The 21,896-nt window shown below is 67.3% G+C and carries 23 protein-coding genes; 8 read left to right on the top strand and 15 right to left on the bottom strand.

What is annotated here, in order from left to right; genetic code table 11:
* Positions 1-45 precede the first annotated feature (45 nt).
* The 6 genes from CQ039_RS10465 to CQ039_RS10440 form a co-directional block, all read right to left on the bottom strand.
* A complete protein-coding gene (locus tag CQ039_RS10465) occupies positions 46-249 on the bottom strand; it encodes a dodecin family protein (RefSeq protein WP_105562775.1) in 204 nt (67 codons plus the stop codon).
* Positions 250-431: 182 nt separating this feature from the next.
* Positions 432-788 (bottom strand): 50S ribosomal protein L20, encoded by a 357-nt coding sequence (gene rplT / locus CQ039_RS10460; RefSeq protein ID WP_105562776.1) that lies wholly within the window; start codon positions 786-788, stop codon positions 432-434.
* A 111-nt stretch (positions 789-899) separates the two neighbouring features.
* Entirely contained in the window at positions 900-1,097 is a 198-nt protein-coding gene (gene rpmI, locus CQ039_RS10455; protein ID WP_003166435.1) for a 50S ribosomal protein L35, read from the bottom strand.
* Positions 1,098-1,253: 156 nt separating this feature from the next.
* Positions 1,254-3,239: a S9 family peptidase gene (locus CQ039_RS10450; RefSeq protein WP_233190164.1), complete on the bottom strand. Its 1,986-nt coding sequence runs from the start codon at positions 3,237-3,239 to the stop codon at positions 1,254-1,256.
* Between the two features lie 127 nt (positions 3,240-3,366).
* Entirely contained in the window at positions 3,367-3,888 is a 522-nt protein-coding gene (infC, locus tag CQ039_RS10445) for a translation initiation factor IF-3 (RefSeq protein WP_105562777.1), read from the bottom strand.
* 126 nt (positions 3,889-4,014) lie between these two features.
* The gene (locus tag CQ039_RS10440; RefSeq protein WP_105562778.1) at positions 4,015-4,980 is read right to left on the bottom strand and encodes a glycosyltransferase family 9 protein; all 966 of its coding nucleotides are present in this window, start codon (positions 4,978-4,980) and stop codon (positions 4,015-4,017) included.
* Positions 4,981-5,059: 79 nt separating this feature from the next.
* On the opposite strand from CQ039_RS10440, the gene CQ039_RS10435 reads away from it, so the two are divergent.
* Positions 5,060-5,800: an alpha/beta fold hydrolase gene (locus CQ039_RS10435; protein WP_105562779.1), complete on the top strand. Its 741-nt coding sequence runs from the start codon at positions 5,060-5,062 to the stop codon at positions 5,798-5,800.
* A gap of 152 nt (positions 5,801-5,952) precedes the next feature.
* Here CQ039_RS10435 and hslU read toward each other — a convergent pair whose 3' ends face one another.
* Positions 5,953-7,257: an ATP-dependent protease ATPase subunit HslU gene (hslU, locus tag CQ039_RS10430; RefSeq protein WP_105562780.1), complete on the bottom strand. Its 1,305-nt coding sequence runs from the start codon at positions 7,255-7,257 to the stop codon at positions 5,953-5,955.
* A gap of 71 nt (positions 7,258-7,328) precedes the next feature.
* Positions 7,329-7,883 carry an ATP-dependent protease subunit HslV gene (hslV, locus tag CQ039_RS10425; protein ID WP_105562781.1) on the bottom strand — a complete coding sequence of 185 codons (555 nt, stop codon included), beginning with the start codon at positions 7,881-7,883 and terminating at the stop codon, positions 7,329-7,331.
* Between the two features lie 145 nt (positions 7,884-8,028).
* Here hslV and CQ039_RS10420 point away from each other — a divergent pair, with 145 nt between their 5' ends.
* Positions 8,029-8,439, top strand: coding sequence for a BLUF domain-containing protein (locus CQ039_RS10420; RefSeq protein ID WP_105562782.1), 411 nt, complete (start codon positions 8,029-8,031; stop codon positions 8,437-8,439).
* 45 nt (positions 8,440-8,484) lie between these two features.
* Positions 8,485-9,249 carry a molybdopterin-synthase adenylyltransferase MoeB gene (locus CQ039_RS10415; protein WP_105562783.1) on the top strand — a complete coding sequence of 255 codons (765 nt, stop codon included), beginning with the start codon at positions 8,485-8,487 and terminating at the stop codon, positions 9,247-9,249.
* Here the strand turns inward: CQ039_RS10415 and CQ039_RS10410 are convergent.
* Both CQ039_RS10410 and CQ039_RS10405 read right to left on the bottom strand, forming a co-directional pair.
* A complete protein-coding gene (locus tag CQ039_RS10410) occupies positions 9,246-11,273 on the bottom strand; it encodes a S9 family peptidase (RefSeq protein WP_105562784.1) in 2,028 nt (675 codons plus the stop codon). The two genes, CQ039_RS10415 and CQ039_RS10410, sit on opposite strands and share 4 nt — an antisense overlap.
* Positions 11,274-11,342: 69 nt before the next feature.
* Complete coding sequence (locus CQ039_RS10405; RefSeq protein WP_105562785.1) at positions 11,343-12,329, bottom strand: D-glycerate dehydrogenase; 987 nt, start codon at positions 12,327-12,329, stop codon at positions 11,343-11,345.
* Between the two features lie 53 nt (positions 12,330-12,382).
* Between CQ039_RS10405 and CQ039_RS10400 the strand changes: the two genes are divergently transcribed.
* From CQ039_RS10400 to fabB, 3 genes are all read left to right on the top strand, one after another.
* A complete protein-coding gene (locus CQ039_RS10400; protein ID WP_233190165.1) occupies positions 12,383-12,952 on the top strand; it encodes an SH3 domain-containing protein in 570 nt (189 codons plus the stop codon).
* A gap of 68 nt (positions 12,953-13,020) precedes the next feature.
* On the top strand, positions 13,021-13,560 hold the full coding sequence (gene fabA / locus CQ039_RS10395; protein ID WP_105562786.1) for a 3-hydroxyacyl-[acyl-carrier-protein] dehydratase FabA: 540 nt from the start codon (positions 13,021-13,023) through the stop codon (positions 13,558-13,560).
* A gap of 60 nt (positions 13,561-13,620) precedes the next feature.
* Positions 13,621-14,850: a beta-ketoacyl-ACP synthase I gene (fabB, locus tag CQ039_RS10390; protein WP_105562787.1), complete on the top strand. Its 1,230-nt coding sequence runs from the start codon at positions 13,621-13,623 to the stop codon at positions 14,848-14,850.
* Positions 14,851-15,138: 288 nt separating this feature from the next.
* On the opposite strand, the gene CQ039_RS10385 is transcribed toward fabB, so the two are convergent.
* Positions 15,139-16,470: a trypsin-like peptidase domain-containing protein gene (locus CQ039_RS10385; RefSeq protein WP_105562788.1), complete on the bottom strand. Its 1,332-nt coding sequence runs from the start codon at positions 16,468-16,470 to the stop codon at positions 15,139-15,141.
* A gap of 83 nt (positions 16,471-16,553) precedes the next feature.
* Positions 16,554-17,744, bottom strand: coding sequence for an acyl-CoA dehydrogenase (locus CQ039_RS10380; protein WP_105562789.1), 1,191 nt, complete (start codon positions 17,742-17,744; stop codon positions 16,554-16,556).
* 149 nt (positions 17,745-17,893) lie between these two features.
* On the opposite strand from CQ039_RS10380, the gene CQ039_RS10375 reads away from it, so the two are divergent.
* Complete coding sequence (locus CQ039_RS10375) at positions 17,894-18,160, top strand: DUF6356 family protein (RefSeq protein WP_105562790.1); 267 nt, start codon at positions 17,894-17,896, stop codon at positions 18,158-18,160.
* Between the two features lie 7 nt (positions 18,161-18,167).
* Here the strand turns inward: CQ039_RS10375 and CQ039_RS10370 are convergent, their stop codons facing one another.
* A complete protein-coding gene (locus tag CQ039_RS10370) occupies positions 18,168-18,605 on the bottom strand; it encodes a hypothetical protein (protein ID WP_105562791.1) in 438 nt (145 codons plus the stop codon).
* A 73-nt stretch (positions 18,606-18,678) separates the two neighbouring features.
* Here CQ039_RS10370 and CQ039_RS10365 point away from each other — a divergent pair, with 73 nt between their 5' ends.
* Positions 18,679-19,869, top strand: coding sequence for a CaiB/BaiF CoA-transferase family protein (locus tag CQ039_RS10365; RefSeq protein ID WP_105562853.1), 1,191 nt, complete (start codon positions 18,679-18,681; stop codon positions 19,867-19,869).
* Between the two features lie 4 nt (positions 19,870-19,873).
* On the opposite strand, the gene CQ039_RS10360 is transcribed toward CQ039_RS10365, so the two are convergent.
* Together CQ039_RS10360 and odhB are read right to left on the bottom strand one after the other, a co-directional pair.
* On the bottom strand, positions 19,874-20,302 hold the full coding sequence (locus CQ039_RS10360; protein WP_105562792.1) for a hypothetical protein: 429 nt from the start codon (positions 20,300-20,302) through the stop codon (positions 19,874-19,876).
* 85 nt (positions 20,303-20,387) lie between these two features.
* Positions 20,388-21,884, bottom strand: a complete 1,497-nt coding sequence (gene odhB, locus CQ039_RS10355) for a 2-oxoglutarate dehydrogenase complex dihydrolipoyllysine-residue succinyltransferase (RefSeq protein WP_105562793.1) — start codon at positions 21,882-21,884, stop codon at positions 20,388-20,390.
* Positions 21,885-21,896: the final 12 nt, after the last annotated feature.

The following is a 21,896-nucleotide window of genomic DNA, read 5'->3' as shown; positions in this document are numbered from 1 at the left end:
GCCGTCACGCAAAGCCTTCCGCGTCGATCAGGCTCAGTCGGCCGCTCAATCCGCCAGGACGAAGCTGATCTTCATGTTGACCCGATACTCGGCGATCTTGCCGTCGCGGACCACCACCTTTTGATCCTGGACCCAGGCGCCTTCGACATGGCGCAGGGTCTTGTCGGCGCGAGCGATCCCCTGGGTGATGGCGTCGTCGAAGCTGACGGTGGACGACGCGGTGATTTCAGTGACGCGGGCGATGGACATCGGCAAAGCCTCCTCAACCGCCGGACCGCCATTCGACCCGGCTGTCGAACCCCAACGCCTGACCCGTCGAAAAGTCCGCCCCGGCCATGAAAAACGCCCGCCCCGCGAACGGGACGGGCGTTGTTTCTTTTGCGCTAGCGCTCAGCCCGCGGGGCTGAGCTGCTTGAGCGCGATCGCGAGACTTAGGCGGCCAGAGCGGCGCGGACCTTCTCGGCGATGGCCTTGAAGCTGGCTTCGTCGGCGGCGATCGTCGACAGAACCTTGCGGTCCAGCACGATGCCGGCCTTGTCGAGGCCGTGGATGAACTGCGAGTAGGTGAAGCCTTCCAGACGGGCGGCGGCGTTGATGCGCTGGATCCACAGGGCGCGGAACGAACGCTTCTTGTTGCGACGGTCGCGGTAGGCGTACTGGCCTGCGCGATCGACGGCGGCCTTGGCCGTGCGGATCGTATTCTTGCGGCGGCCGTAGAAGCCCTTGGCCTGCTTCAGAACCTTCTTGTGCTTGGCGTGGGACGTTACGCCCCGTTTGACGCGAGCCATGTTTTTATTCCCTTCGGGAAGTCCCTAGCGCTCGACCCGCGGGGTCTCGCTGCTTGAGGGACTGTCGTTCAAATTCAGTGTGACAGGATGATCAGGTATGCAGCGCGCCGATCAGGCGTACGGCATGTAGGACTTGATCTTCTTGGCGTCGGCGTCGGCCATGACCGAAGTGCCGCGGTTTTGGCGGATGTACTTCGAGTTGTGGCTGATCAGACGGTGGCGCTTGCCGGCGACGCCAGCTTTCACCTTGCCCGTGGCCGTGAATTTGAAGCGCTTCTTGGCGCCAGACTTCGTCTTCAGTTTCGGCATTTTCACTCTCTCTATCTTAGTGGGCTACCGCCCCTTGGACTGCTTGAGCCCACGAGACGGTGCTGAAACGAACGGCCCAGGCATGCCTGTTAGCCCGGCTGTTCGGTACGCGAAGGGGCGGCTTTTACGCCGAAGACCCGCGCGAGGCAAGCGGAGTCACGGCGCCGTCGGCATTGGACTGACCGGATTGCTCGCTTCCAGAAAGCGCACGGTTTCGCGCAGCATCTGCTGACGGGTTTCCGCGCGCGACATCCAGTGATCTTCGCCCGCCAGTTCGATCACCTCTACCGGCTTTCCGGCGCGTCGCATGGCCTCGGCCATGACCCGGCTTTGTTCGATGGGAACGACGGTGTCGTCCTTGCCGTGGATCAGCAACAGGGGACTGTCGACGGCCTCCGCCAACAAGGCCGGCGACAGCGCGTCCAGCGCCCGGTCGTTCAATCGCGCCGCGCCCATGAAACGGTTCCAGTAGCGGACGGTCTGGCCGTTCCGCTCGCCCTCCTGGCGCGCCTCCCAGTTGACCATCCGGCGCAGGTCGGAGACGCCGCTGACCGACACGCCGCAACGATAGACCGACTTGTCGAGCGTCAGACCGGCCAGGGCCGCATAGCCGCCGTAGCTGGCGCCGACGATGCAGACGCGGGCGGGATCGGCGATCCCTTCCGCCGCCAGCCAGCGGACCCCGTCGGACAGATCCGTCTGCATCTTGCGCCCCCACTCGCCGTAGCCGGCCTCGAGGAAGGCCCGTCCGTATCCGGTCGAGCCCCGGAAATTGGCCTGCAGCACCGCATAGCCCCGCGAGGCCAGGGCCTGGGACCACCAGTCAAAGCCGGCGACATCTCGCGACGCCGGCCCGCCATGAGCCAGCACGACCAGAGGCAGGTTCGTCGGCTCGGCCACGCCGGGCGGCAGGGTCAGATAGCCTTGGATGTCCAAACCGTCCGCCGCCGCATAGCGGATCGGACGGACCTCGCCGACCTGGGCCGCCGGAATGGTCGGATAGGCGTCGCCAATGATGGTGGCGGCCCCGGTTTCGAAATTGACCAACTGATAGAGACCCGACTCCCCAGTATCGATGAAGACCAGGATCAGTTTCAAACTGTCGTTCCACGACACCAGACGCGGCGCCTTGTCCGGGAAGGCGCGCTCTATGGCGCCCCAGCGCCGCTTCGCGTCCGACGCCAGGAACTCATAGCGAACCCCGCCCTCCTCCGTGCGGCCCGCGCCGATCAACAGCAGGCTTTGCGGGTGATGGACCAGAAAGTCCGGGTAGTGCTCGAACGGCAGGCGGGTCCACTCGCCGCTGTCCACATTGACCTCGAACAGCTCAAAGCCGTTTTCCGACTTGTCATCTCTCGCAGCCAGATCCGGCCGGTCCGCGCTGATCACGATCGTTCGCGGCGCGCGGCCCAGACCGAGAAGGACAGGCGTATCGACCGGAGCCTCCACAGCCCAGACCTCGCGGAAGCCGCGCCCCTCGGACAGGCGCAGCGACCACCGCCCGCTGCGCTCGACATAGCGGGAAAGGGCGATCACCTCGCCCTGTGCATCCAGGACATAGCCTCTCGTATCGCGATCCATGGACTCCACGGTCCGCCCTCGCCCCGTGCCCGGATCGACGCGATGCAGATTGATCTGGCCGTTGCTGACGTTGACGCCGCGCGTGAAGACCGCCTCCCCTTGGGCTGTCGTACGTACCGAAGCCCCGCCATAGAGGGTCGCCAGCACGTCCGGCGTCCGCTGCAGAACCTGGACCAGCTTCTTCGTCTCCAGATCCAGGATCAGGCCGTAGAACAGCTCCGAACGCGGCACGCCCAGATCATGAATGCTCTGAGTCTCGGACGTGACGATCATCACCCGGGCCTCTCCGACCCAGAGCAGGTCTCGCACCTTGGCCTCGCCGATCGCGGCCGCGAAGACATGCCTGCCGGTGTCCATCTCGGTGATCGCCAGCGCCCGTGCGTCGTCAACGACGATAATCCGGGCGATCAACGCGCCGCTGGGCGACAGCGCCATGTAGTCGATGGCGGGCGCGGCGCCATAGGCCGCCAGCGGCGGAACCTCCGCCCTGACCGTCCCTGGGGACAGGCCGGCGATCAAGACGCCCCAAAGCGCCAGCGCCGCTGTTCTCAACCCCCGCATTTCGCGCCTTCCCCCGAACCAACGCCTGACAGATCGTCGATATTCAAGCTGCCATCGACGTCGACGGACAGGCAAGAAAAAAGCCCCGGTCGAAGACCGGGGCTTTCTCTGATGCGTGATGCGACGCTTAGCGCGGCGCCAGGATCATGATCATCTGGCGGCCTTCCATACGCGGCGCGTATTCGACCTTGGCGACTTCGTCGAAGTCGGCCTGGACCTTGTTGAGCAGTTTCATGCCCAGTTCCGGGTGCGCCATTTCACGACCGCGGAAGCGCAGGGTCACCTTGACCTTGTCGCCCTCCTCGAAGAAGCGGTGCATCGACTTGGCCTTGACCTCATAGTCATGGGTGTCGATGTTCGGACGGAGCTTGATTTCCTTGAGCTCGACGACCTTCTGACGCTTGCGCGCCTCGGCCTTCTTCTTCTGCTCCTGGAAACGATGCTTGCCGTAGTCCAGGATCTTGCAGACCGGCGTCTCGGCATTGCCGACGATCTGGACCAGGTCCAGGCCGGCCTCCTCGGCCGCTTCCAGCGCCGACGACAGCGGCATAACGCCCTGTTTCTCGCCGTTCTGGTCGATCAGCAGCACGCGCGTAGCGCGGATTTCCTGGTTGATGGGCGGCCCGTCCTTGACGGGCGGCGCTTGCATGGGACGGCGAATGGGCGTCGTTTCCTTATGTGGTCAGAAGAGCAGGCGAATAATCTCGCAGGGATCAGCGCGCAACGAAGGGCGGCGTTCCCGGCGGCGGGAATATGACGATAGAAGCCCTGAAATTCAAGGCTGGTCGGGGTTTGAAGCAATGATGTAGGCGTCGTGCAGCGCCAGCACCCCTTCAAAGACGTGATCGACCGTCAAATCCTCGATCGGCGCGAACTGACCGCGCGTCTCGTTGGAGGCCACGGTGCGCGTCTTGGCCCCCCAGGGCCCGTAGAGCCACCACTCGGTGGGCCCGAACAGGCCCAGCGTCGGTCGGCCCAGCGCCGCCGAGACGTGCATCAAGCCGCTGTCATTGCCGACGAACAGGGCGGCGCGGTCGATGACGGCGGCGGAACACAGGATGTCGCCCTTGCCCACGCAGTCGATGGCGCGCTCGCCCGCCGCTTCCAGCGCCGGGGTCGCCGGGGGCCGGTCGCCGGGACCGCCGACAGGCATGAAGCGCCAGCCGTCAAAGCGCGGCTCGGCCTTCAGCTTCTCGACCAGTTGACCCCAGCGGTCGGCGGGCCAGGACTTGCCCGGCTGGTGGGCGATGGGCGCGAGCGCGATGATCGGCCCGGCGCCCGGCCCGGCGGCCAGTTGCGGGTCGATGACGGCGGCGGCCTCGGCGCGGGCCTGGTCGTCGAGGAAGATTTCGGGGGCCAGGGGCGTATCTGAGCCCATCAGGCGCGACACCATCTCGACCTTGCGCAGGCCGGTTTCCCAACGGCGGTTATAGACGATGCGGCGCTTGGCCGGGATCAGATAGGCCAGGGCCGAGCCGCGGATGTCGACGACCAGATCCCACTTCGTCCCGGCCACCTGCTTCCACAGATCGAGCCAGTGTCCAGCGGCCTTCTTCTTGTCGAGGATGATGACCCGCTCGACATTGGGGGCCGAGCGGAAGAAGGGCGCGGGCGGACGACCGCAGGCCACCGTGATCTGCACGCCTGGCAATTGGCGCGCGATCTCACGGATCACCCCGGAAGAGATGACGCAGTCGCCGATGCGGTTGGAACTGACAAAGAGGGCTTTGGGTGCGGACAAGCGGGGCTCTCGCGGCCTGTGAAGACGTCCAGCCTCTGCTAAAGCCATTCCGCACTGAATGACAGTCCGAGGAGTTTTCATGTCCGACCTCCAATCGCTGCACCGCCCCGACGGCGAGACCCTGGCCTTCAAGGCGGTGCCAGGCGCCGGGCCGACCGTGGTCTGGGTCGGCGGCTTCCGTTCGGACATGGAGGGGACCAAGGCGTTGGCCCTTGAGCAGGCGGCGCGCGAGCGCGGCTGGAACTATGTCCGCTACGACCACTTCGCCCACGGGCAATCGTCCGGCGACTGGAAGCAAGCCACCATCGGCCGCTGGCGCGAGGACGCCATCGCCCTGATCGACAGCTTTGACGGCCCGGTCATTCCGGTGGGCTCATCCATGGGCGGCTGGGTCGCCCTGCTGGCGACCCTGGCGCGACCCGAGCGGATCAAGGGGCTGGTCCTGGTCAATCCGGCGCAGGACTTCACTGAAAAGCTGATGTGGCCCGGCCTGGCCGACCACGAGCGCCAGGCCATCCTGCGCGAAGGCGAGACGGTCATCACCGAAGAGGGGCTGGGGTCTTACGTCCTGACCCGGCGCATGTTCGAAGAGGCCCGCGACTGGCTGCTGCTGGACGGACGTATAGAGATCAGCGCCCCGGTCCACGTGCTGCAGGGCCGCGCCGACGACGTGGTGCCGTGGCGCCATCAGGTCGAGCTGGCCGAGCGCCTGAGCGGCGGCGACCTGCGTCTGGACTTGATCGAGGGCGGCGACCACCGGCTGTCGACGCCGAGCGACCTGGCGCATCTGGTGGAAGCGGTGGAGGCGATGCGGGGCTAAGACCGCCCCTTTCCTCCCCATTTCATGGGGAGGTGGCGCGGAGCCGCAGGCGACGTGACGGAGGGGGCGACTCGACGGCTGATCGCGGCGTCGCCCCCTCCACCACTACGCGGTCCCCCTCCCCATGAAATGGGGAGGAAAGGCTGAACTCGTCACAGAATGAACCGGCTCAAGTCGATGTTCTTGGCCAGTTCGCCGACCTTGTCGCGGACCTTGTCGCCGTCGAAGGTCAGGGTCTGGCCCGACAGGTCCGAGGCCTTGAAGCTGGTTTCCTCCAGCACCCGCTCCAGCACGGTCTGAAGCCGGCGGGCGCCGATGTTCTCGACCGTGTTGTTGGCGGCCACGGCGGCGTCGGCCATGGCCTCGACCGCATCATCGGTGAAGACCAGGGTGACGCCCTCGGTTTCCAGCAGGGCCTGGTTCTGACGGATCAGATTGGCCTCGGGCTCGGTCAGGATGCGCTTGAAGTCGTCGCGGGTCAGGGCCTTCAGCTCGACCCGGATCGGCAGGCGACCCTGCAGTTCCGGCAGCAGGTCCGACGGCTTGGCCACATGGAAGGCGCCCGAGGCGATGAACAGGACATGGTCGGTCTTCACCGGTCCGTACTTGGTCGAAACCGTGGTGCCCTCGATCAGGGGCAGCAGGTCGCGCTGCACGCCTTCACGTGAAACATCGGCCCCGGAAGCGCCCTGACGCGCGGCCACCTTGTCGATCTCGTCCAGGAAGACGATGCCCTCGTTTTCGGCCAGCAGCAGGGCCTCCTTGGTCAGGCTTTCCTGATCCAGCAGCTTGTCGCTTTCCTCAGTGGTCAGCGGGGCCATGGCCTCGGCGACCGTCAGCTTGACCGTCTTGGTGCGCCCGCCGCCCATCTTGCCCAGCAGGTCCGACAGGTTCAGCAGGCCGACGTTGCCGCCGCCGCCCGGCATATCCAGACCCTGCAGGGGCGAGGTCGTATCGGTCAGGGCGATCTCGATCTCCTTGTCGTCCAGTTCCCCGGCGCGCAGCTTCTTCCTGAAGGCGTCGCGGGTGGCCGGCTGCGAGCCCGGTCCCACCAGGGCGTCCAGAATCCGGTCCTCGGCCTGCCCCTCGGCGCGCGCCTTGACCCCGGCGCGGCGCTTGTCGCGCACCATGACCAGGGCGCTCTCGACCAGATCGCGCATGATCTGATCGACGTCGCGACCGACGTAGCCGACCTCGGTGAACTTGGTCGCCTCGACCTTGAGGAAGGGCGAGCCGGCCAGCTTGGCCAGACGCCGGGCGATCTCGGTCTTGCCGACGCCGGTCGGGCCGATCATCAGGATGTTCTTGGGCGTGACCTCGTCACGCAGGTCCTCGGGCACGCGCTTGCGACGCCAGCGGTTGCGCAGGGCCACGGCCACGGCGCGCTTGGCGTCGTCCTGGCCAACGATGTAGCGGTCCAGTTCGGAAACGATTTCGCGGGGGGATAGGTCGGTCATAGGTCAGACGGTCCAGAAATACTCAGACAGGCGCTCAAGCAGCGAGCCGCCGCGCGGCGAGCGATAGCGCCCTACAAACTCTCGATGGTCAGATTCCCGTTGGTGTAGACGCAGATGTCGGCGGCGATCTTCATGGCCTTGCGAGCGATCTGCTCGGCGTCCAACTCAGAATTTTCGTCGATCAGGGCGCGGGCAGCGGCCAGGGCGTAGTTGCCGCCCGAACCGACGGCGGCCACCCCGTATTCCGGCTCCAGCACGTCGCCGACGCCGGTGACGGTCAGAATGGTGTCCTTGTCGGCCACCAGCAGCATGGCCTCCAACCGCCGCAGGTAGCGGTCTGTGCGCCAGTCCTTGGCCAGCTCGACGCAGGCCCGCGCCAACTGATCCGGGTACTGCTCCAGCTTGGCTTCCAGACGCTCGATCAGGGTCAGGGCGTCCGCCGTGGCCCCGGCGAAACCGGCCAGAACCTTGCCGCCGGCCAGGGTGCGCACCTTGCGCGCCGCGCCCTTGACGATGGTCGGCCCCATCGAGACCTGGCCATCGCCGGCGATGACGGTGCGGCCGTTCTTGCGCACCGCCAGGATGGTGGTGCCGTGCCAGTCGGGGAAACTTGAGGTCTGGGTCATGGTCGATCAGATGGCGAGGAAACGGGCCGCTCGCAAGACGCCCTCGCGTCGCAGGATGGGCTCGGCACAGCTTGCCTGTCGCCCCCGTCCGTGACACGGAACCGGCCCCAGTCGCGTCGCCTTCGCTTTCAGTTCGAGTACCGCCTTGCCTTTGCACCGCGCCATCTATGTCAGCGACGCCGTCGGCGGCGCGGCGACCAGCCTTCTCGTCCTGGCCGAGATCCTCGGCGCCTCGGACCGCAACAACCGCCGCGAAGGCCTGACCGGGGTTCTGATGCGCCACGACGGCCGCTTCATGCAGGCCATCGAAGGCCGCCGCGTCGATGTGGATCGCCTGATGGACCGGCTGCGCCTCGATCCCCGCCACGAGAACCTGCGGCTGCTGTCGGACCAGGACGTGCCGGAACGCCTGTTCCGCGAATGGCCGATGACCCTGGTCGAGATGACGCCCGACGCCGCAAGGGTCCTGAACGGCGCGACGCTGGATCAGTTGAATCCGGATCGGGCCGAGGCGCTCCTGAGCGCCGCCGCCGGCGCCCTGCCCCTTCCGGCCTGACGCCCCCTCCTGACGACGGGGGTCGACTGCGCTAGACAGGTCGCCGTGACCCAGCCTCCCCTCCCCGCTCCTGTCCGCTTCTCCGACGAGGAGGTCGATCGCTACGCGCGGCAACTGGTGCTGTCCGAGATCGGGGGGCCTGGCCAGCAGGCGCTGAAGCGCGCCCGCGTCCTGATCGTCGGCATGGGCGGGGTCGGCGCGCCCGCCGCCCTCTATCTGGCCGCCGCCGGGGTCGGGACTCTGGGCCTGATCGACCATGACGCGGTCGCCCTGTCCAACCTGCAGCGCCAGATCATCTTCACCACGGCCGACGCCGAACGGCCCAAGGTCGAGGCGGGCGCCGAACATCTGGCCGCGCTCAACCCCCATGTCGCCATCGAGGCCTTTGCTGAGCGCCTGACGCCCGACAACGCCCGCAACATCGTCGAGCGCTTCGATGTAGTGTTGGACGGCACCGATGATTTCGACACCCGCTTCGCCGTCAACGCCGCCTGCGTAGCGACAGGGACGCCGCTGGTGTCCGGCGCTCTGGGGCGCTGGAACGGTCAGGTCGGGGTCTTCACCGGCAAGCCCTGCTATCAGTGCCTGGTGCCTGAAACACCGCCCGACGCCGAGACCTGCGCCCGCGTCGGCGTCGTCGGCGCCCTGGCCGGGGTCATCGGCGCCATGGCGGCCCTGGAGGCGATCAAGCTGATCACCGGAGCCGGTCAGCCCCTCGCCGGCCGCCTGATGCTTTACGACGGCCTGGCCGGAACCAGCCGGGTCGCAAAGATCGCCGCCGATCCATCCTGCCCGGTATGCGGCGGCTAGACGAAGACCCGACGCAGCAGGGCGACATAGCGTTCCATCAAGTCCTTTTCGACCTCGTCCTCCCAGTCGGCGTGGCCGGCGTCCGGCACCTCGACCTGCTCCACAGCCTTTCCTGCGGCGCGCAGAGCGCGGTTCATGATGCGCGACTGAACGATGGGCACGATCTCGTCGTTCACGCCATGCACCAGCAGGACAGGACAGACGATCTCAGCGACCCGGCGACGAGGCGAGGCCGCCTCCAGCATCGGGCCATCGGCATCCGGGTCGCCAATCCGCTTTTTCCAGAAGCCGTAGATCTCCTTGGTCGGGGTTTCGTCGTCGCGCTTTTCCCAGTCCAGCATGTCAGGAAGATCCGAGACCCCGCAAATCGAGATCGCCGCCTTGTACAGGTCGGGACGGCGTACAGCCCCCATCAGGGCGGCATAGCCGCCGTAGCTGGTCCCCATGATGGCCACGCGACCGGCGTCCAGTCCCTTGTCGCGCAGAACCTGGGCGACGGCGTCCTCGACGTCTTCCTGCATCCGCTCGCCCCAACGTCGCCACCCTTGCTGGGCGAAAGCCAGGCCATAGCCGCCCGAGCCACGGAAGTTGGGCTGCAGCACCCACCAGCCCTGGGCCGCCAGAACCTGGACCTGGCGGTCATAGCCACGCTGATCACGGGCTTCGGGGCCGCCATGCGGCATGACGACGAGCGGCCCCGGCGCAGCCCCGGGCGGCGCCGTCAGATAGGCCTCGATCGTGGCCCCGTCGCGCGTCTGCACGGACAACAGCTCGCAGCCGCCCAGGCGTTCGAAGTCGAGGGCGTAGCGTGACCCCAGGTTGGTCATGCTGCGGGCGGTCTTGTCGTACAGATACCAGGAGCCCGCCTCGCGAGGCCCCTCGACATAGGCGATGAAGCGGTTCCGATCATCGCTGATCTGACTGAGATGGACGTCGCAGTCGTCCTCGAAGAACCGATTCATGGCGCGGTGGTGCGCCGCCAGCCCCTCTTCCGCGAAGTCATATTCCAGGCGATCCCCGTAATAGGCGGCGCCGATATAGCGGTTGCGGGCGTCCATCAGGCCGTACAACACGTCGCGACCGGCCCTCGCCTGCATCGGCGCACCGAAGGCCAGGGAGTGAAGATTCATCTCGCGGATGGTCTCGACATCCTCGCCCTCGGCGCGGGCCGACACCAGAACCGTGTCCGGAGCGCTGCCCCCGCCGACCCACGCAAAGTCCGGCGCGTCCACGATGCGATTGCGACGAACGAAGCGCCATTCCGTCTCGCCCGGCGCACGGGCGTGGATCGTTTCCATGGTGCCGCGCGTATTGATGTCGCGACGCAAGACAGCGACGCCGTTGTGCGTCTGCCAGCCGATGGTCGCGGTATTGCCCCGCTCCAGCCGCTCGGCCTTGCCGTTGTTGATGTTCATCCTGTGCAGCCCCATGACGCCGCCCATCTCCCAGGCGATCATCAGGACATGGTCAGGATCGTCAGGCAGGATATCGATGACGCGTCCGAGGTCGAACGAGTAGCGCATTCGCTGGCGCTCGCCCTCGAACAGGACCACCGAATCCCCAGTTTCGTGGTCCAGCGAAAGGATGCGGCGCGACGTCACCGTCAGGCTCGGCCCCACCAGGTTGGAACCTGACCGTTTGCGCCCCGGCACGGTCTGCTTGATGGCGACCCGCACCAGAAGCCGCCGATCATTGGCCCACTCCAGCGCCTCTACGGTCAGCTTGCCCAGCTCGATCCGTCGACGCTCGCCCTCAGGGTCCGCCGCATCCAGGATGTCGAGCACGCCGCGGGGCTCCTCTTGGGTGCCCAGTTGCTCCAGCACGGCAATACGCGCGCCGGACGGCGACAGAACCACTGCCCGCGTTCTCTGCCCACCGAAGAAGTCCGCAGCAGAATAGGCGGCCGCCGGCGCCGCGCTCGCCAGACGGGCGCCGGACAACGCCAGCACGGCCCCGGCGCCGCCAGCCAGAAACAGATCACGCCGAGACAGAGCGAAGCGCTGCGAAAACTCTGAAACCTTCATGTCCCCCCCTGGAACTTTCACCACTAGTGGTTCGGCTGGGGCGGCTGGTCAAGCTGGAGCCGATGCGGCTCAGAGCATGGCCGGGATGACCCGGTCCGGCGGACGGTGGCCGTTCTGGTAGGTCATGATGTTGGCGATGACGCGGTCGCCCATGTCCTGGCGCGCCTCGATGGTGGCCGAGCCAAGGTGAGGCAGCAGCACGACGTTGGCGCGGCCCATCAGGCCGGGATGCACCGCCGGTTCATGCTCGAACACGTCCAGACCGACGCCGAACAGGGCGCGGCGATCCAGGGCTTCGACCAGGGCGGCCTCGTCGATCAGTTCGCCGCGCGCCGTGTTCACGAGGATGGCGTGGGGCTGCAGCCGGGCGATGCGCTCGGCCGAAAGGATGTGGTGCGTGTCCTTGGTCGCCGGGCAGTTCAGCGAGATGACGTCCATCCGCGCCAGCATCTGATCCAGATCATCCCACCAGGTCGCGCCCAGTTCCTCGGCGATCATGTCCGAGACGGGCTTGCGGTTGTGATAGTGGACCTGCATGCCGAACGCCTTGGCGCGGCGGGCCAGGGCCTGGCCGATGCGGCCCATGCCGACGATGCCCAGACGCTTGCCCCACAGCTTGCGCCCGCACATCCAGGTCGGGCTCCAGCCCTCGAACTGACCCGCCGCGACGACATTGGCGCCTTCGACGATGCGGCGGCTAACCGCCATGATCAGGCTCATGGTCAGGTCGGCGGTGTCCTCGGTCAGGACGCCCGGCGTATTGGTGACGATGATCCCGCGCCCCACGGCGGCGTCGATATCGATATGGTCCACGCCCGCGCCGAAGTTGGCGATCATCTTCAGTTGCTCGCCCGCGCCTGCGATCAGGTCTGCGTCCAGATGATCGGTGATGGTCGGGATCAGGATCTCGGCGCGTTGCAGGGCGGCGGCCAGATCGTCGCGCGACATCGGCCGGTCGGTCAGGTTCAGTTCGGCGTCGAACAGTTCGCGCAGGCGCGTTTCCACCGTGTCGGGCAGGCGTCTGGTTAATACGACCTTAAGCTTGCGAGCGGACATAGGAGGCCTGGGTTTCGTCGAGCGGAAGCGCCCGTGCGGGACGTGTCGATCCGGTGTCTAGCAAAGCTGTGGTCAGGTTCAAAAGTTTCCGGCGTATCGCCGTCATCATCGCCGTCCTCGGATCGGGCGTCCTCGCGGGCGCCGGCGCGACCATGCCTGACGGTCGCCCGACCCCGACCGGGCTGGAAGTGCCGCGCTGGGTCACCCTGAAATCCTCTCAGGTGCGCGCCCGCCAGGGGCCGGGCCTCGACTACGAGATCCTGTGGGAATACCGCGCCGCCGGCCTGCCCGTGCAGGTGATCGCCGAGACCAAGGAATGGCGCAAGATTTGCGACCCCGACGGCTCGGTCGCCTGGATCCACCGCACCGTGGCCTCCGGCCGCCGCAGCGTCTTCAATCGCTCGGCCGAGGAGATCCTGATCCATTCCGGCCGGTCGGCCACCTCCTCGGTGCGGGCCCGTCTGTCGCCCCGCTCCATCGTCTCCCTGGACGAATGCGAAGAGGGCTGGTGCCGGGTGCGCGCACGCAAAATTCGCGGATGGGTGCCCGAACGAGCAGTGTTCGGAACCCAGGAACGGGCCCTTTGCAACGCCGCGCGGCCCGCCGGCGCCGGTCGAAGCTAGACCTGACAACAGTTGAGCGGGCGCGCAGGGTCGTGTAACCCGCCCGCAACACTTCCGGAGCGTCACCCTTGAGCCAGTCCCAATATCCGTCGTCGTTCGATCACGAAGGCCTGCTGGCCTCGGGCCGCGGCGAGCTGTTCGGTCCGGGCAACGCCCAGCTGCCGGCCCCGCCGATGCTGATGTTCGACCGTATCACGACCATCACCTCGGATGGCGGCGACTACGGCAAGGGCTATGTCGAGGCGGAACTCGACATCAACCCGGACCTCTGGTTCTTCCAGTGCCACTTCATCGGCGATCCCGTCATGCCAGGCTGCCTGGGCCTGGACGCCATGTGGCAGTTGGTCGGCTTCTACCTCGGCTGGATCGGCGGCCCCGGCAAGGGCCGGGCGCTGGGCGTCGGCGAGGTCAAGTTCACCGGCCAGGTGACGCCGGACGTCAAGAAGGTGGTCTATAAGGTCCACCTGAAGCGCGTCATCAACCGCAAGCTGGTCATGGGCATCGCCGACGGCGTGCTCGAGGCCGACGGCGAGGTCATCTACACCTGCGCCGACATGCGCGTCGGCCTGTTCGGCGGCGCGGCTACGGTAGCGTCCACGGACGCCTGACCCCATTTGATGCAGACCGCGGTCAACGCGGCGCCTGAAGACTGAATGTTAGGAAACACCATGCGGCGTGTCGTCGTCACCGGATTGGGCATCGTCTCCTCCATCGGCACCGGCCAGGACGAGGTTGCGGCCTCCCTGCGCGAAGCCAAGTCGGGCGTCCAGCACGCCGCCGACCACGCCAAGTATGGCTTCCGCTCTCAGGTCTGGGCGCCGCCGTCGCTGGGCGTGACGGCCGAGGACTGGGCGCCCCTGGTCGATCGCCGCGCCGCGCGTTTCCTGGCCAACGGCACGGCCTGGGCGCACATCGCCTTTGAAGAAGCCCTGAAAGACAGCGGCCTGACCGCCGAAGAGGTCCAGGACGAGCGCATCGGCCTGATCGTCGGCGAGGGCGGCCCCTCGACCCAGGTCATCCTGCAGGCGGCCCAGACGACCGTCGAGAAGGGCTCGCCCAAGCGCGTCGGCCCCTTCGCCGTGCCCAAGGCCATGGCGTCCGGCCCCTCGGCGGTCCTGGCCACCTGGTTCCAGCTCAAGGGCATCAACTATTCCATCAGTTCGGCCTGCGCGACCTCGGCCCACTGCATCGGCGCGGCCGCCGAGCAGATCGCCTGGGGCAAGCAGGACGTGGTCTTCGCCGGCGGCTGCGAGGACATCGACTGGTCCATGTCGAACATGTTCGACGCCATGGGCGCCATGTCCTCCAACTTCAACGAGACGCCCTCAGTCGCCTCGCGCGCCTATGACAAGGACCGCGACGGCTTCGTCATCGCGGGCGGCGCCGGCATCGTGGTGCTGGAAGAATACGAACGCGCCGTGGCGCGCGGCGCGACCATCTACGCCGAGGTCACCGGCTACGCCGCCAACTCGGACGGCTATGACATGGTCGCCCCCTCGGGCGAGGGCGCCGAGCGCTGCATGAAGCTGGCCCTGAAGATGGCCGGCGATCCCAAGATCGACTACCTGAACCCGCACGGCACCTCGACGCCGGTCGGCGACGCCAAGGAAATGGGCGCCGTGCGCAACGTCTTCGGCGACGCCATGCCGATGATCTCCTCGACCAAGTCGCTGACGGGCCACTCCCTGGGGGCCGCTGGCGCTCAGGAAGCCATCTACTGCCTGCTGATGATGAAGCACGGCTTCGCCGCCGAAAGCGCCCACATCGAGAACCTGGACCCCGAGTTCGAGGGCATGCCGATCCTGCGCGAACGCCATGACGGCGAACTGAAGCACGTCATGTCCAACAGCTTCGGCTTCGGCGGCACCAACGGCACCTTGATCCTGTCCAAGGTCTGAGGCTGACGAGGCGACGCGCCTTGTCGCCTCGGACACGAAAATAACGCCATTCGGCCCTTCGTCCGCCCGGATGAGCGTTCAGAAAGGCATCATCGGCCTGTCGGAGTTCGGAAAAGTCCCGGATCCTGAACAGCCCCCCCAGCCCCCCAGGATTTTTCCGCTAAAGGGCTTCGACGGGCCGATGCTTCCTCCAAGCAGAGACGCCCGTGATCGCCCTTCCTCCCCCCTCCAGGCGACGCGGGCGTTTTGCTGTCTGGACCTCGGGAAACAGCTTCAGGGCCGGTGAGATCAGCCGGGCAGGCTGATCGTCGTCCGCTCCCCGTCCCGCATCACCGTCAGATCGACCGCGCCGTTCGTCGTCCGCAAGGCCGCTGCCAGGGCGGCCATGTCAGCCACCCGCGCGCCGCCGACCTCGACCACCACATCCCCGGCCTGGACGCCCGCCGTCGCCGCGACCGAGCCGCCCTCGACGACGGTGACCTGCGCGCCTGCGCCCTCGCCGCTGTTGCGGAAGGTCAGGCCGCGCGCCATGGCGGCGCTGCGCCCCACGCGGACGGCGGCCAGATCCGCCGACTGAACCGTCAAGCTGGCCGTGGCCTCGCGCCCGTCTCTCAGATAGACGACCGGAAGGGTGGCGCCCGGACGGGCGATGCCGACCGTGGCCTGAACCGAGCCGGCGTTGGCCACCGGGCGGTTCTGGATGCGGGTGATGACGTCGCCGGGGCGCAGGCCCGCCTGCTCGGCGGACGATCCCGGCGCGGCGTCATAGACCACGGCCCCGCGCACCAGGTTCAGCCCCATCTCCCGCGCCCGCTCCGCCGTCAGCGACCCCAGGGCCACGCCGATCTGGCCGCGCTTGACCTCGCCGGTGGCGCGCAGCTGATCGACCACGAACATCATGATGCGGGTCGGCACGGCGAAGGCGATGCCGTCGTTGCCCCCGCCCATGCCGCCGGACAGGATCGAGGTGTTGATGCCGATCAGCCGTCCCCGGCTGTCCAGCAGCGGCCCCCCCGAGTTGCCCGAGTTCACCGCTGCATCGGTCTGGATATAATCCTCGATGGCGTCGCCCATGCCCGAGCGGTTCAGGCCCGAGATGACGCCCATGGTCAGGGTCTGGTCCAGGCCCAGGGGATAGCCGACCGCGAAGGCCAGGTCGCCGGTGCGCAGGGTGTCGGAATCCACCGTCTGGACCTGCGACAGGCCCGAGGCCTCGATCTTCAGCACGGCGATGTCAGTGGCCTTGTCCGCCCCGATCAGGGTGGCGTCGAACAGGCGGCCGTCGATCATGTCGACCGTGAACTTCTGGCCGTTCTCTATGACGTGGTGATTGGTGACGATGATGCCGTTGGCGGCGTCGATGATGACCCCCGACCCGCCCTGAGAGGGCTTGGGATCGCCGTCCGACCGCGGGCCGCGCGACTGGCCCAGCGTCGTGACCTGAACCACTGCCGGCAGGGAGGCGTCCAGGCCCGCCGCGAAGGTGAAGACCCCGCGCCGCGCGTCATAGGGCAGGCCCTGCACGCCGGGCGTCTGCACCGAGGCCGCCGCCACCGGCGCGGCGCTCAGGATCAGGACAAGGGCGGCGCCGGTCGAGGCCAGCAGGGTGTGTCGCGTCATGGTCAGTCCCTTCACAGACACCCAACCTAGCGCGAGAAGCCCGCCGTGACGACAGCCTCGACCGTCACAATAAACGTGAGCCTTTAGAAGGCGCTCTCGCCCGTGATGGCCCGGCCCAGGATCAGGGCATGGACGTCGTGGGCGCCTTCATAGGTGTTCACGGTTTCCAGGTTCATGGCGTGACGCATGACGTGCAATTCGCCGGTGATGCCGGCGCCGCCGTGCATGTCGCGCGCCTCGCGCGCCACGGCCAGGGCCTTGCCGCAGTTGTTGCGCTTCATCAGGCTGATGGCCTCGGGCACCCAGGCGCCGGTATCAAGCAGACGGCCCAGGGCGTAGGCGCCCTCGAAGCCGAGGAAGATCTCGGTCTGCATGTCGGCCAGCTTCTTCTGCACCAGTTGGCGTGACGACAGCGGGCGGCCGAACAGCATGCGCTCGCCGACATAGTCGCGGCTGGCGTGGAAGCAGAACTCGGCGGCGCCCATGGCCCCCCAGGCGATGCCGAAGCGGGCCTTGTTCAGGCAACTGAACGGCCCGCGCAGACCCTGCACGCCCGGCAGGATGTTGGCTTCCGGCACGAAGACGTCGTTCAGGCCGATGTCGCCGGTGATCGAGGCGCGAAGCGACAGCTTGTCGCCGATCTTGTCCGTGGTGAAGCCGTCGAAGTCGCGCTCGACGATGAAGCCGCGGATCTTGTCATCGAGCTTGGCCCAGACGATGGCCAGGTCGCTGATCGGGCTATTGGTGATCCAGTATTTGGCGCCGTTCAGGCGATAGCCGCCCTCGACCTTGACCGCCTTGGTCTTCATCGAGGCCGGGTCCGAGCCGCCGTCGGCCTCGGTCAGGCCGAAGCAGCCGATCAGTTCGCCGGCCGCCATCTTGGGCAGGAACTTCATTTTTTGTTCTTCGGAGCCGAAGGCGTAGATCGGGTACATGGCCAGCGACGACTGGACCGACATGGCCGAGCGATAGCCGCTGTCGACGGCCTCGACCTCGCGCGCGATCAGACCATAGGCGACGTGGCTGGCTTCCGAGCCGCCATAGACTTCCGGCAGCATGGCGCCGAGGAAGCCCATCTCACCCATCTCGCTCATGATCGAACGATCGAAGGTCTCATCGCGGAAGGCCTCGACCACCCGCGGCAGCAGGGCTTCGCGGGCATAGGAGCGCGCCGCGTCCTGGATCATCCGCTCGTCGTCGGTCAGGCGGCCGCGCAGGTCGAACGGGTCGTCCCAGCGGAAGGTCTGTTGCGAAGCGTGCGAGCCATCGGCCATTGGTGTTTCCTGCGCGAGTATGCGGGGTTCTGTGTTCGTCACGCGCGATCAGCGGGGCGTGACGATCCGACCCCTGTTCCGGCGGCGGGTTTAGGCCAAAATGCACGTGACGGGTAGAGGGAGGCGGGGAACCGCGTTAGGCTGAAGTCATGTCGAACACGTTTTCACGTCTGTTCCGCGATCACCCGCGCGAGGTCAGCGAGACCTATCTGGAGCACATGGCCGCCTCGTCGCGATTCGGCTTCAAGCTGATCCGCTTGGCCGCCTGCGCCTTCACCCACGCCGTCGTGCCAGGGGTGCACAAGAGCACGGTCTCCGACGCCATTCGCGGCATGGCCCGCGACATGGGCGGCCGGGCCGAGGAAGCCCGCGAATGCCGAATGCGCGACGCGGGCGTCTGGGACGTCGGCCTCTAGCGCTGCGTCAGTCTGAATCGCCGGTCCGGCGATAGAAGCCGTCTATGTCCGACCCCAGGCCGCAGAATCGGCCGGCAGCGCCGCCGTCCTCGACGAAGACGCCTTCCGGCCCCACGCGCACCTGAATGACCGGCGCGTTCGCCCCGATGTCAGCGGCGGTGATCGCGTTCAACTCGCCCTCGAACGGAACCAGACGCGCGGCGATGACGTCGTCGGCGTCCTGCGGCCCGACGGCCTGAAGCTCGCAGTCGGCGGCGGTCGCAGCGCCGTTCGGCACGCCGCCGGCGCGGAAGCTGACGCGCCAGACCGCCCCTTCCTTGATCAGGGCCATGCTAGCCATGGCCGGCTCGTCGCGCTCGAACACGGCGTCAGGCGCTTTCGCCAGGGACGGTCCGGCAGCGGCCAGACCCAGAGAAGCGGCGACGACAATCGAAATAAGACGCATGGAAAACTCGCGAAAACCTGACCGCGCGACGGTTCAGCTTCTCGGCGTCGGCGTCAAGCGCTAAGCCTTGGGCATGACCCAGCTTCAAGGCCCTCTCGTCGGCGTTCGCGTCCTTGATCTCTCCCGCGTCCTGGCCGGACCCTGGGCGACGCAGACCCTGGCCGACCTGGGGGCCGAGGTGATCAAGATCGAGCGACCTGGCGAGGGCGACGACACCCGCCACTGGGGCCCGCCCTTCACCACCACGACCGATGGGTCCAAGGGCGACGCCGCCTATTTCATGTGCGCCAACCGGGGCAAGAAGTCGGTCGAGCTGGACATCGCCATGCCTGAAGGCGCCGAGGCTGCGCGCCGTCTGGCGGCGACCTGCGACGTGGTGGTCGAGAACTTCAAGACCGGCGGGCTGAAGAAGTACGGCCTCGACTACGCCGGGCTGTCGGCGGTCAATCCCAAGCTGGTCTATTGCTCCATCACCGGCTTCGGTCAGGACGGACCGAACGCCCACCGCGCCGGCTACGACTACATGATCCAGGCCATGGGCGGGCTGATGTCGATCACCGGCCAGCCCGACGGCGCGCCGGGCGCCGAGCCGATGAAGGTCGGGGTGGCGGTCGTGGACCTATTCACCGGCCTCTACGCCTCCAACGCCATCCTGGCGGCCCTGTGGCACGCTCGGGCCACGGGCGAGGGCCAGCATATCGACATCGCCCTGTTCGACGTTCAGGCGGCCATGCTGGCCAATCAGGCGACCAACTACTTCGTCTCCGGGACCGCGCCGACGCGGATGGGCAACGCCCACCCCAACCTGGCCCCCTATCAACCCTTCCCCTGTTCGGACGGCATGGTGGTCATCGCGGTGGGCAACGACGGCCAGTTCCGCGCCCTGGCCAAGGCTCTGGGCGTCGCGCCCATGGGCGCCGATCCGCGCTTTGCGACCAACGCCCTTCGGGTCCAGCACCGGGCCGAGCTGTCCCCCACCCTGTCAGCCTTGACGGCAGGCTTCACCATGAAGGGGTTGATGGCGGCGCTCGAAGCCGCCGGCGTGCCCTGCGGCCCGGTCAACACGATCGATCAGGTGTTCGAGGAGCCTCAGGCCCTGCATCGCGGCCTGACCGTCGAACAGTCGCGCGACGATCTGGCCGCGCCGATCCGCACGGTGGCCTCGCCCATCCGCCTGTCCAGGACCCCCGTCCGCTACGACGCCCCGCCGCCCAAGCTGGGGCAGGACACGGAGGTGGTGCTGGCCGGCCTCAAGACCGACTAAGGCTCTACCGACCCGATGATAGCCAAAGAGCCAGGGTTCCGGCGATCAATGCCGCCACAAAGGCGAACCCCGTCCACTGCAATGCGCCCATGCGACGCGGCAGGCTGGTGCCGGCAAAGCCGCCAGAGGTGACGAAAAGAGCTAGGGCCAGACCTCTGGCCGCCGACCTTTCGCCGGGGTCGGCAGGCGACAGATCATCGCCCTCGTCCAGCCCGAACTCCCCCGCCATGACCCGCGCCAGCAGGTCGCGGGCCTGATCCGCCTGATCGGCTCGCCCCATCAGGCGCAAGCCCAGCGCCCGCTGCATCAGGGGATCGACGGTGGTCTGGAACCGCTCGGTGACATCAACATCCACGCCGTGCGAGGCGAGGAAGGCCGCCGCTAGGTCGGCCTCATAGACATCCTGAAAGCGGGCGATCTCGACCAGGCTCATGGGCCGAAGCTACCACGCCCGGCCCAATTGAAAACGGCGGCTCCCGAAAGAGCCGCCGTCGTCAGTCTTGGCGTGGATGCGGACCTTACAGGTCCAGCAGAGCGCGCGCCGGGTCTTCCAGCAGTTCCTTGATGCGGACCAGGAAGGTCACGGCTTCCTTGCCGTCGACGATGCGGTGGTCGTAGCTGAGGGCCAGGTACATCATCGGGCGGATCTTGACCTCGCCGTTGATGGCCATCGGGCGCTGCACGATGTTGTGCATGCCCAGGATGCCCGACTGCGGCGCGTTCAGGATCGGCGTCGACATCAGCGAGCCATAGGTGCCGCCGTTGGTGATGGTGAAGGTGCCGCCCTGCATCTGATCCATGGTCAGGGCGCCGTCACGGGCGGCCTTGCCCAGGGCGCCGATGCCCTTTTCGATACCCGCCAGCGACAGGGTGTCGGCGTCGCGCAGGACCGGAACCACCAGACCCTTGTCGGTGCCGACGGCCACGCCGATGTCGTAGTGGTTCTTGTAGATGATGTCCGTGCCGTCGATCTCGGCGTTGACCGCCGGGATTTCGTGCAGGGCCTGAACCACGGCCTTGGTGAAGAAGGACATGAAGCCCAGCTTCACGCCGTGGCGCTTCTCGAAGACTTCCTTGTACTGGGCGCGCAGGGCCATGACGTTGGTCATGTCCACCTCGTTGAAGGTGGTCAGCTGGGCGGCCGTGTTCTGGGATTCCTTCAGGCGGCGGGCGATGGTCTGACGCAGGCGCGTCATCTTCACCCGTTCTTCGCGCGGCTGGTCGGCGCGCGGAGCGGCCGGCGCAGCAGCCTTGGGCGCAGCCGGAGCGGCGGCGCCGATGGCGGCGATGGCGTCAGCCTTGGTGATATTGCCCTTCGGACCCGAGGCCGAAAGCGAGGCCGGGTTGATGTTGTTTTCCGACACCACGCGCTGAACGGCGGGCGACAGGTGGGCCGAGGCCGAAACCTGGGCCGAGCCGGTGTTGGCCGGAGCAGCGGCGGGAGCGGCGGCAGCAGCCGGAGCCGCGGCGGCGCCCGAGGCCGATATGGAGCCGATGACCTGACCCGGGGTCACGGTCGAACCATTGTCGGCGGCGATGGTCAGGACGCCGGCGGCCGGGGCCGAGACTTCCACCGCGACCTTGTCGGTCTCGATTTCGACCAGCAGTTCGTCCTTGGCGACGGTGTCGCCCGACTTCTTCAGCCAGGTGCCGATCGAGCCTTCGGCGACGCTTTCGCCCATGGTCGGGACGGCGATCTCGACCGAGGCGCCGCCCGAAGCGGCCGGAGCAGCGGCGGCGGGGGCAGCAGCAGCGGCGGGCGCAGCGGCCGGCGCCGAAGCGCCTTCGCTCACCGAGCCCAGGACCGTGCCGGGCACCACGGTGTCGCCTTCAGCGGCGTTGATCGCCGCCAGGACGCCGTCGGCCGGGGCCACGACTTCCAGCGAAACCTTGTCGGTTTCCAGCTCGACCAGGACTTCGTCCTTCTTGACGGAGTCGCCGACCTTCTTGGTCCACTTGGCGATGGAGGCTTCGCTGACGGATTCACCGAGGGCGGGGGTGAGGATATCGGCCATGGTTCGGTCCAG

The sequence above is a fragment of the Brevundimonas sp. MYb52 genome, assembly GCF_002979535.1.
In the GTDB taxonomy this organism is placed as follows: domain Bacteria; phylum Pseudomonadota; class Alphaproteobacteria; order Caulobacterales; family Caulobacteraceae; genus Brevundimonas.
Note: the sequence above shows the minus strand (reverse complement) of the source record. Positions and strands in the feature narration are given on the sequence as shown.

Coding starts and splice junctions, on each gene's coding strand:
- CQ039_RS10465 (WP_105562775.1), bottom strand. CDS start 249: ATGTCCATCGCCCGCGTCACTGAAATCACCGCGTCGTCCACCGTCAGC.
- rplT (WP_105562776.1), bottom strand. CDS start 788: ATGGCTCGCGTCAAACGGGGCGTAACGTCCCACGCCAAGCACAAGAAG.
- rpmI (WP_003166435.1), bottom strand. CDS start 1,097: ATGCCGAAACTGAAGACGAAGTCTGGCGCCAAGAAGCGCTTCAAATTC.
- CQ039_RS10450 (WP_233190164.1), bottom strand. CDS start 3,239: ATGCGGGGGTTGAGAACAGCGGCGCTGGCGCTTTGGGGCGTCTTGATC.
- infC (WP_105562777.1), bottom strand. CDS start 3,888: ATGCAAGCGCCGCCCGTCAAGGACGGGCCGCCCATCAACCAGGAAATC.
- CQ039_RS10435 (WP_105562779.1), top strand. CDS start 5,060: ATGTCCGACCTCCAATCGCTGCACCGCCCCGACGGCGAGACCCTGGCC.
- hslU (WP_105562780.1), bottom strand. CDS start 7,257: ATGACCGACCTATCCCCCCGCGAAATCGTTTCCGAACTGGACCGCTAC.
- hslV (WP_105562781.1), bottom strand. CDS start 7,883: ATGACCCAGACCTCAAGTTTCCCCGACTGGCACGGCACCACCATCCTG.
- CQ039_RS10410 (WP_105562784.1), bottom strand. CDS start 11,273: ATGAAGGTTTCAGAGTTTTCGCAGCGCTTCGCTCTGTCTCGGCGTGAT.
- CQ039_RS10405 (WP_105562785.1), bottom strand. CDS start 12,329: ATGTCCGCTCGCAAGCTTAAGGTCGTATTAACCAGACGCCTGCCCGAC.
- fabB (WP_105562787.1), top strand. CDS start 13,621: ATGCGGCGTGTCGTCGTCACCGGATTGGGCATCGTCTCCTCCATCGGC.
- CQ039_RS10385 (WP_105562788.1), bottom strand. CDS start 16,470: ATGACGCGACACACCCTGCTGGCCTCGACCGGCGCCGCCCTTGTCCTG.
- CQ039_RS10380 (WP_105562789.1), bottom strand. CDS start 17,744: ATGGCCGATGGCTCGCACGCTTCGCAACAGACCTTCCGCTGGGACGAC.
- CQ039_RS10375 (WP_105562790.1), top strand. CDS start 17,894: ATGTCGAACACGTTTTCACGTCTGTTCCGCGATCACCCGCGCGAGGTC.
- CQ039_RS10370 (WP_105562791.1), bottom strand. CDS start 18,605: ATGCGTCTTATTTCGATTGTCGTCGCCGCTTCTCTGGGTCTGGCCGCT.
- CQ039_RS10365 (WP_105562853.1), top strand. CDS start 18,679: ATGACCCAGCTTCAAGGCCCTCTCGTCGGCGTTCGCGTCCTTGATCTC.
- CQ039_RS10360 (WP_105562792.1), bottom strand. CDS start 20,302: ATGAGCCTGGTCGAGATCGCCCGCTTTCAGGATGTCTATGAGGCCGAC.
- odhB (WP_105562793.1), bottom strand. CDS start 21,884: ATGGCCGATATCCTCACCCCCGCCCTCGGTGAATCCGTCAGCGAAGCC.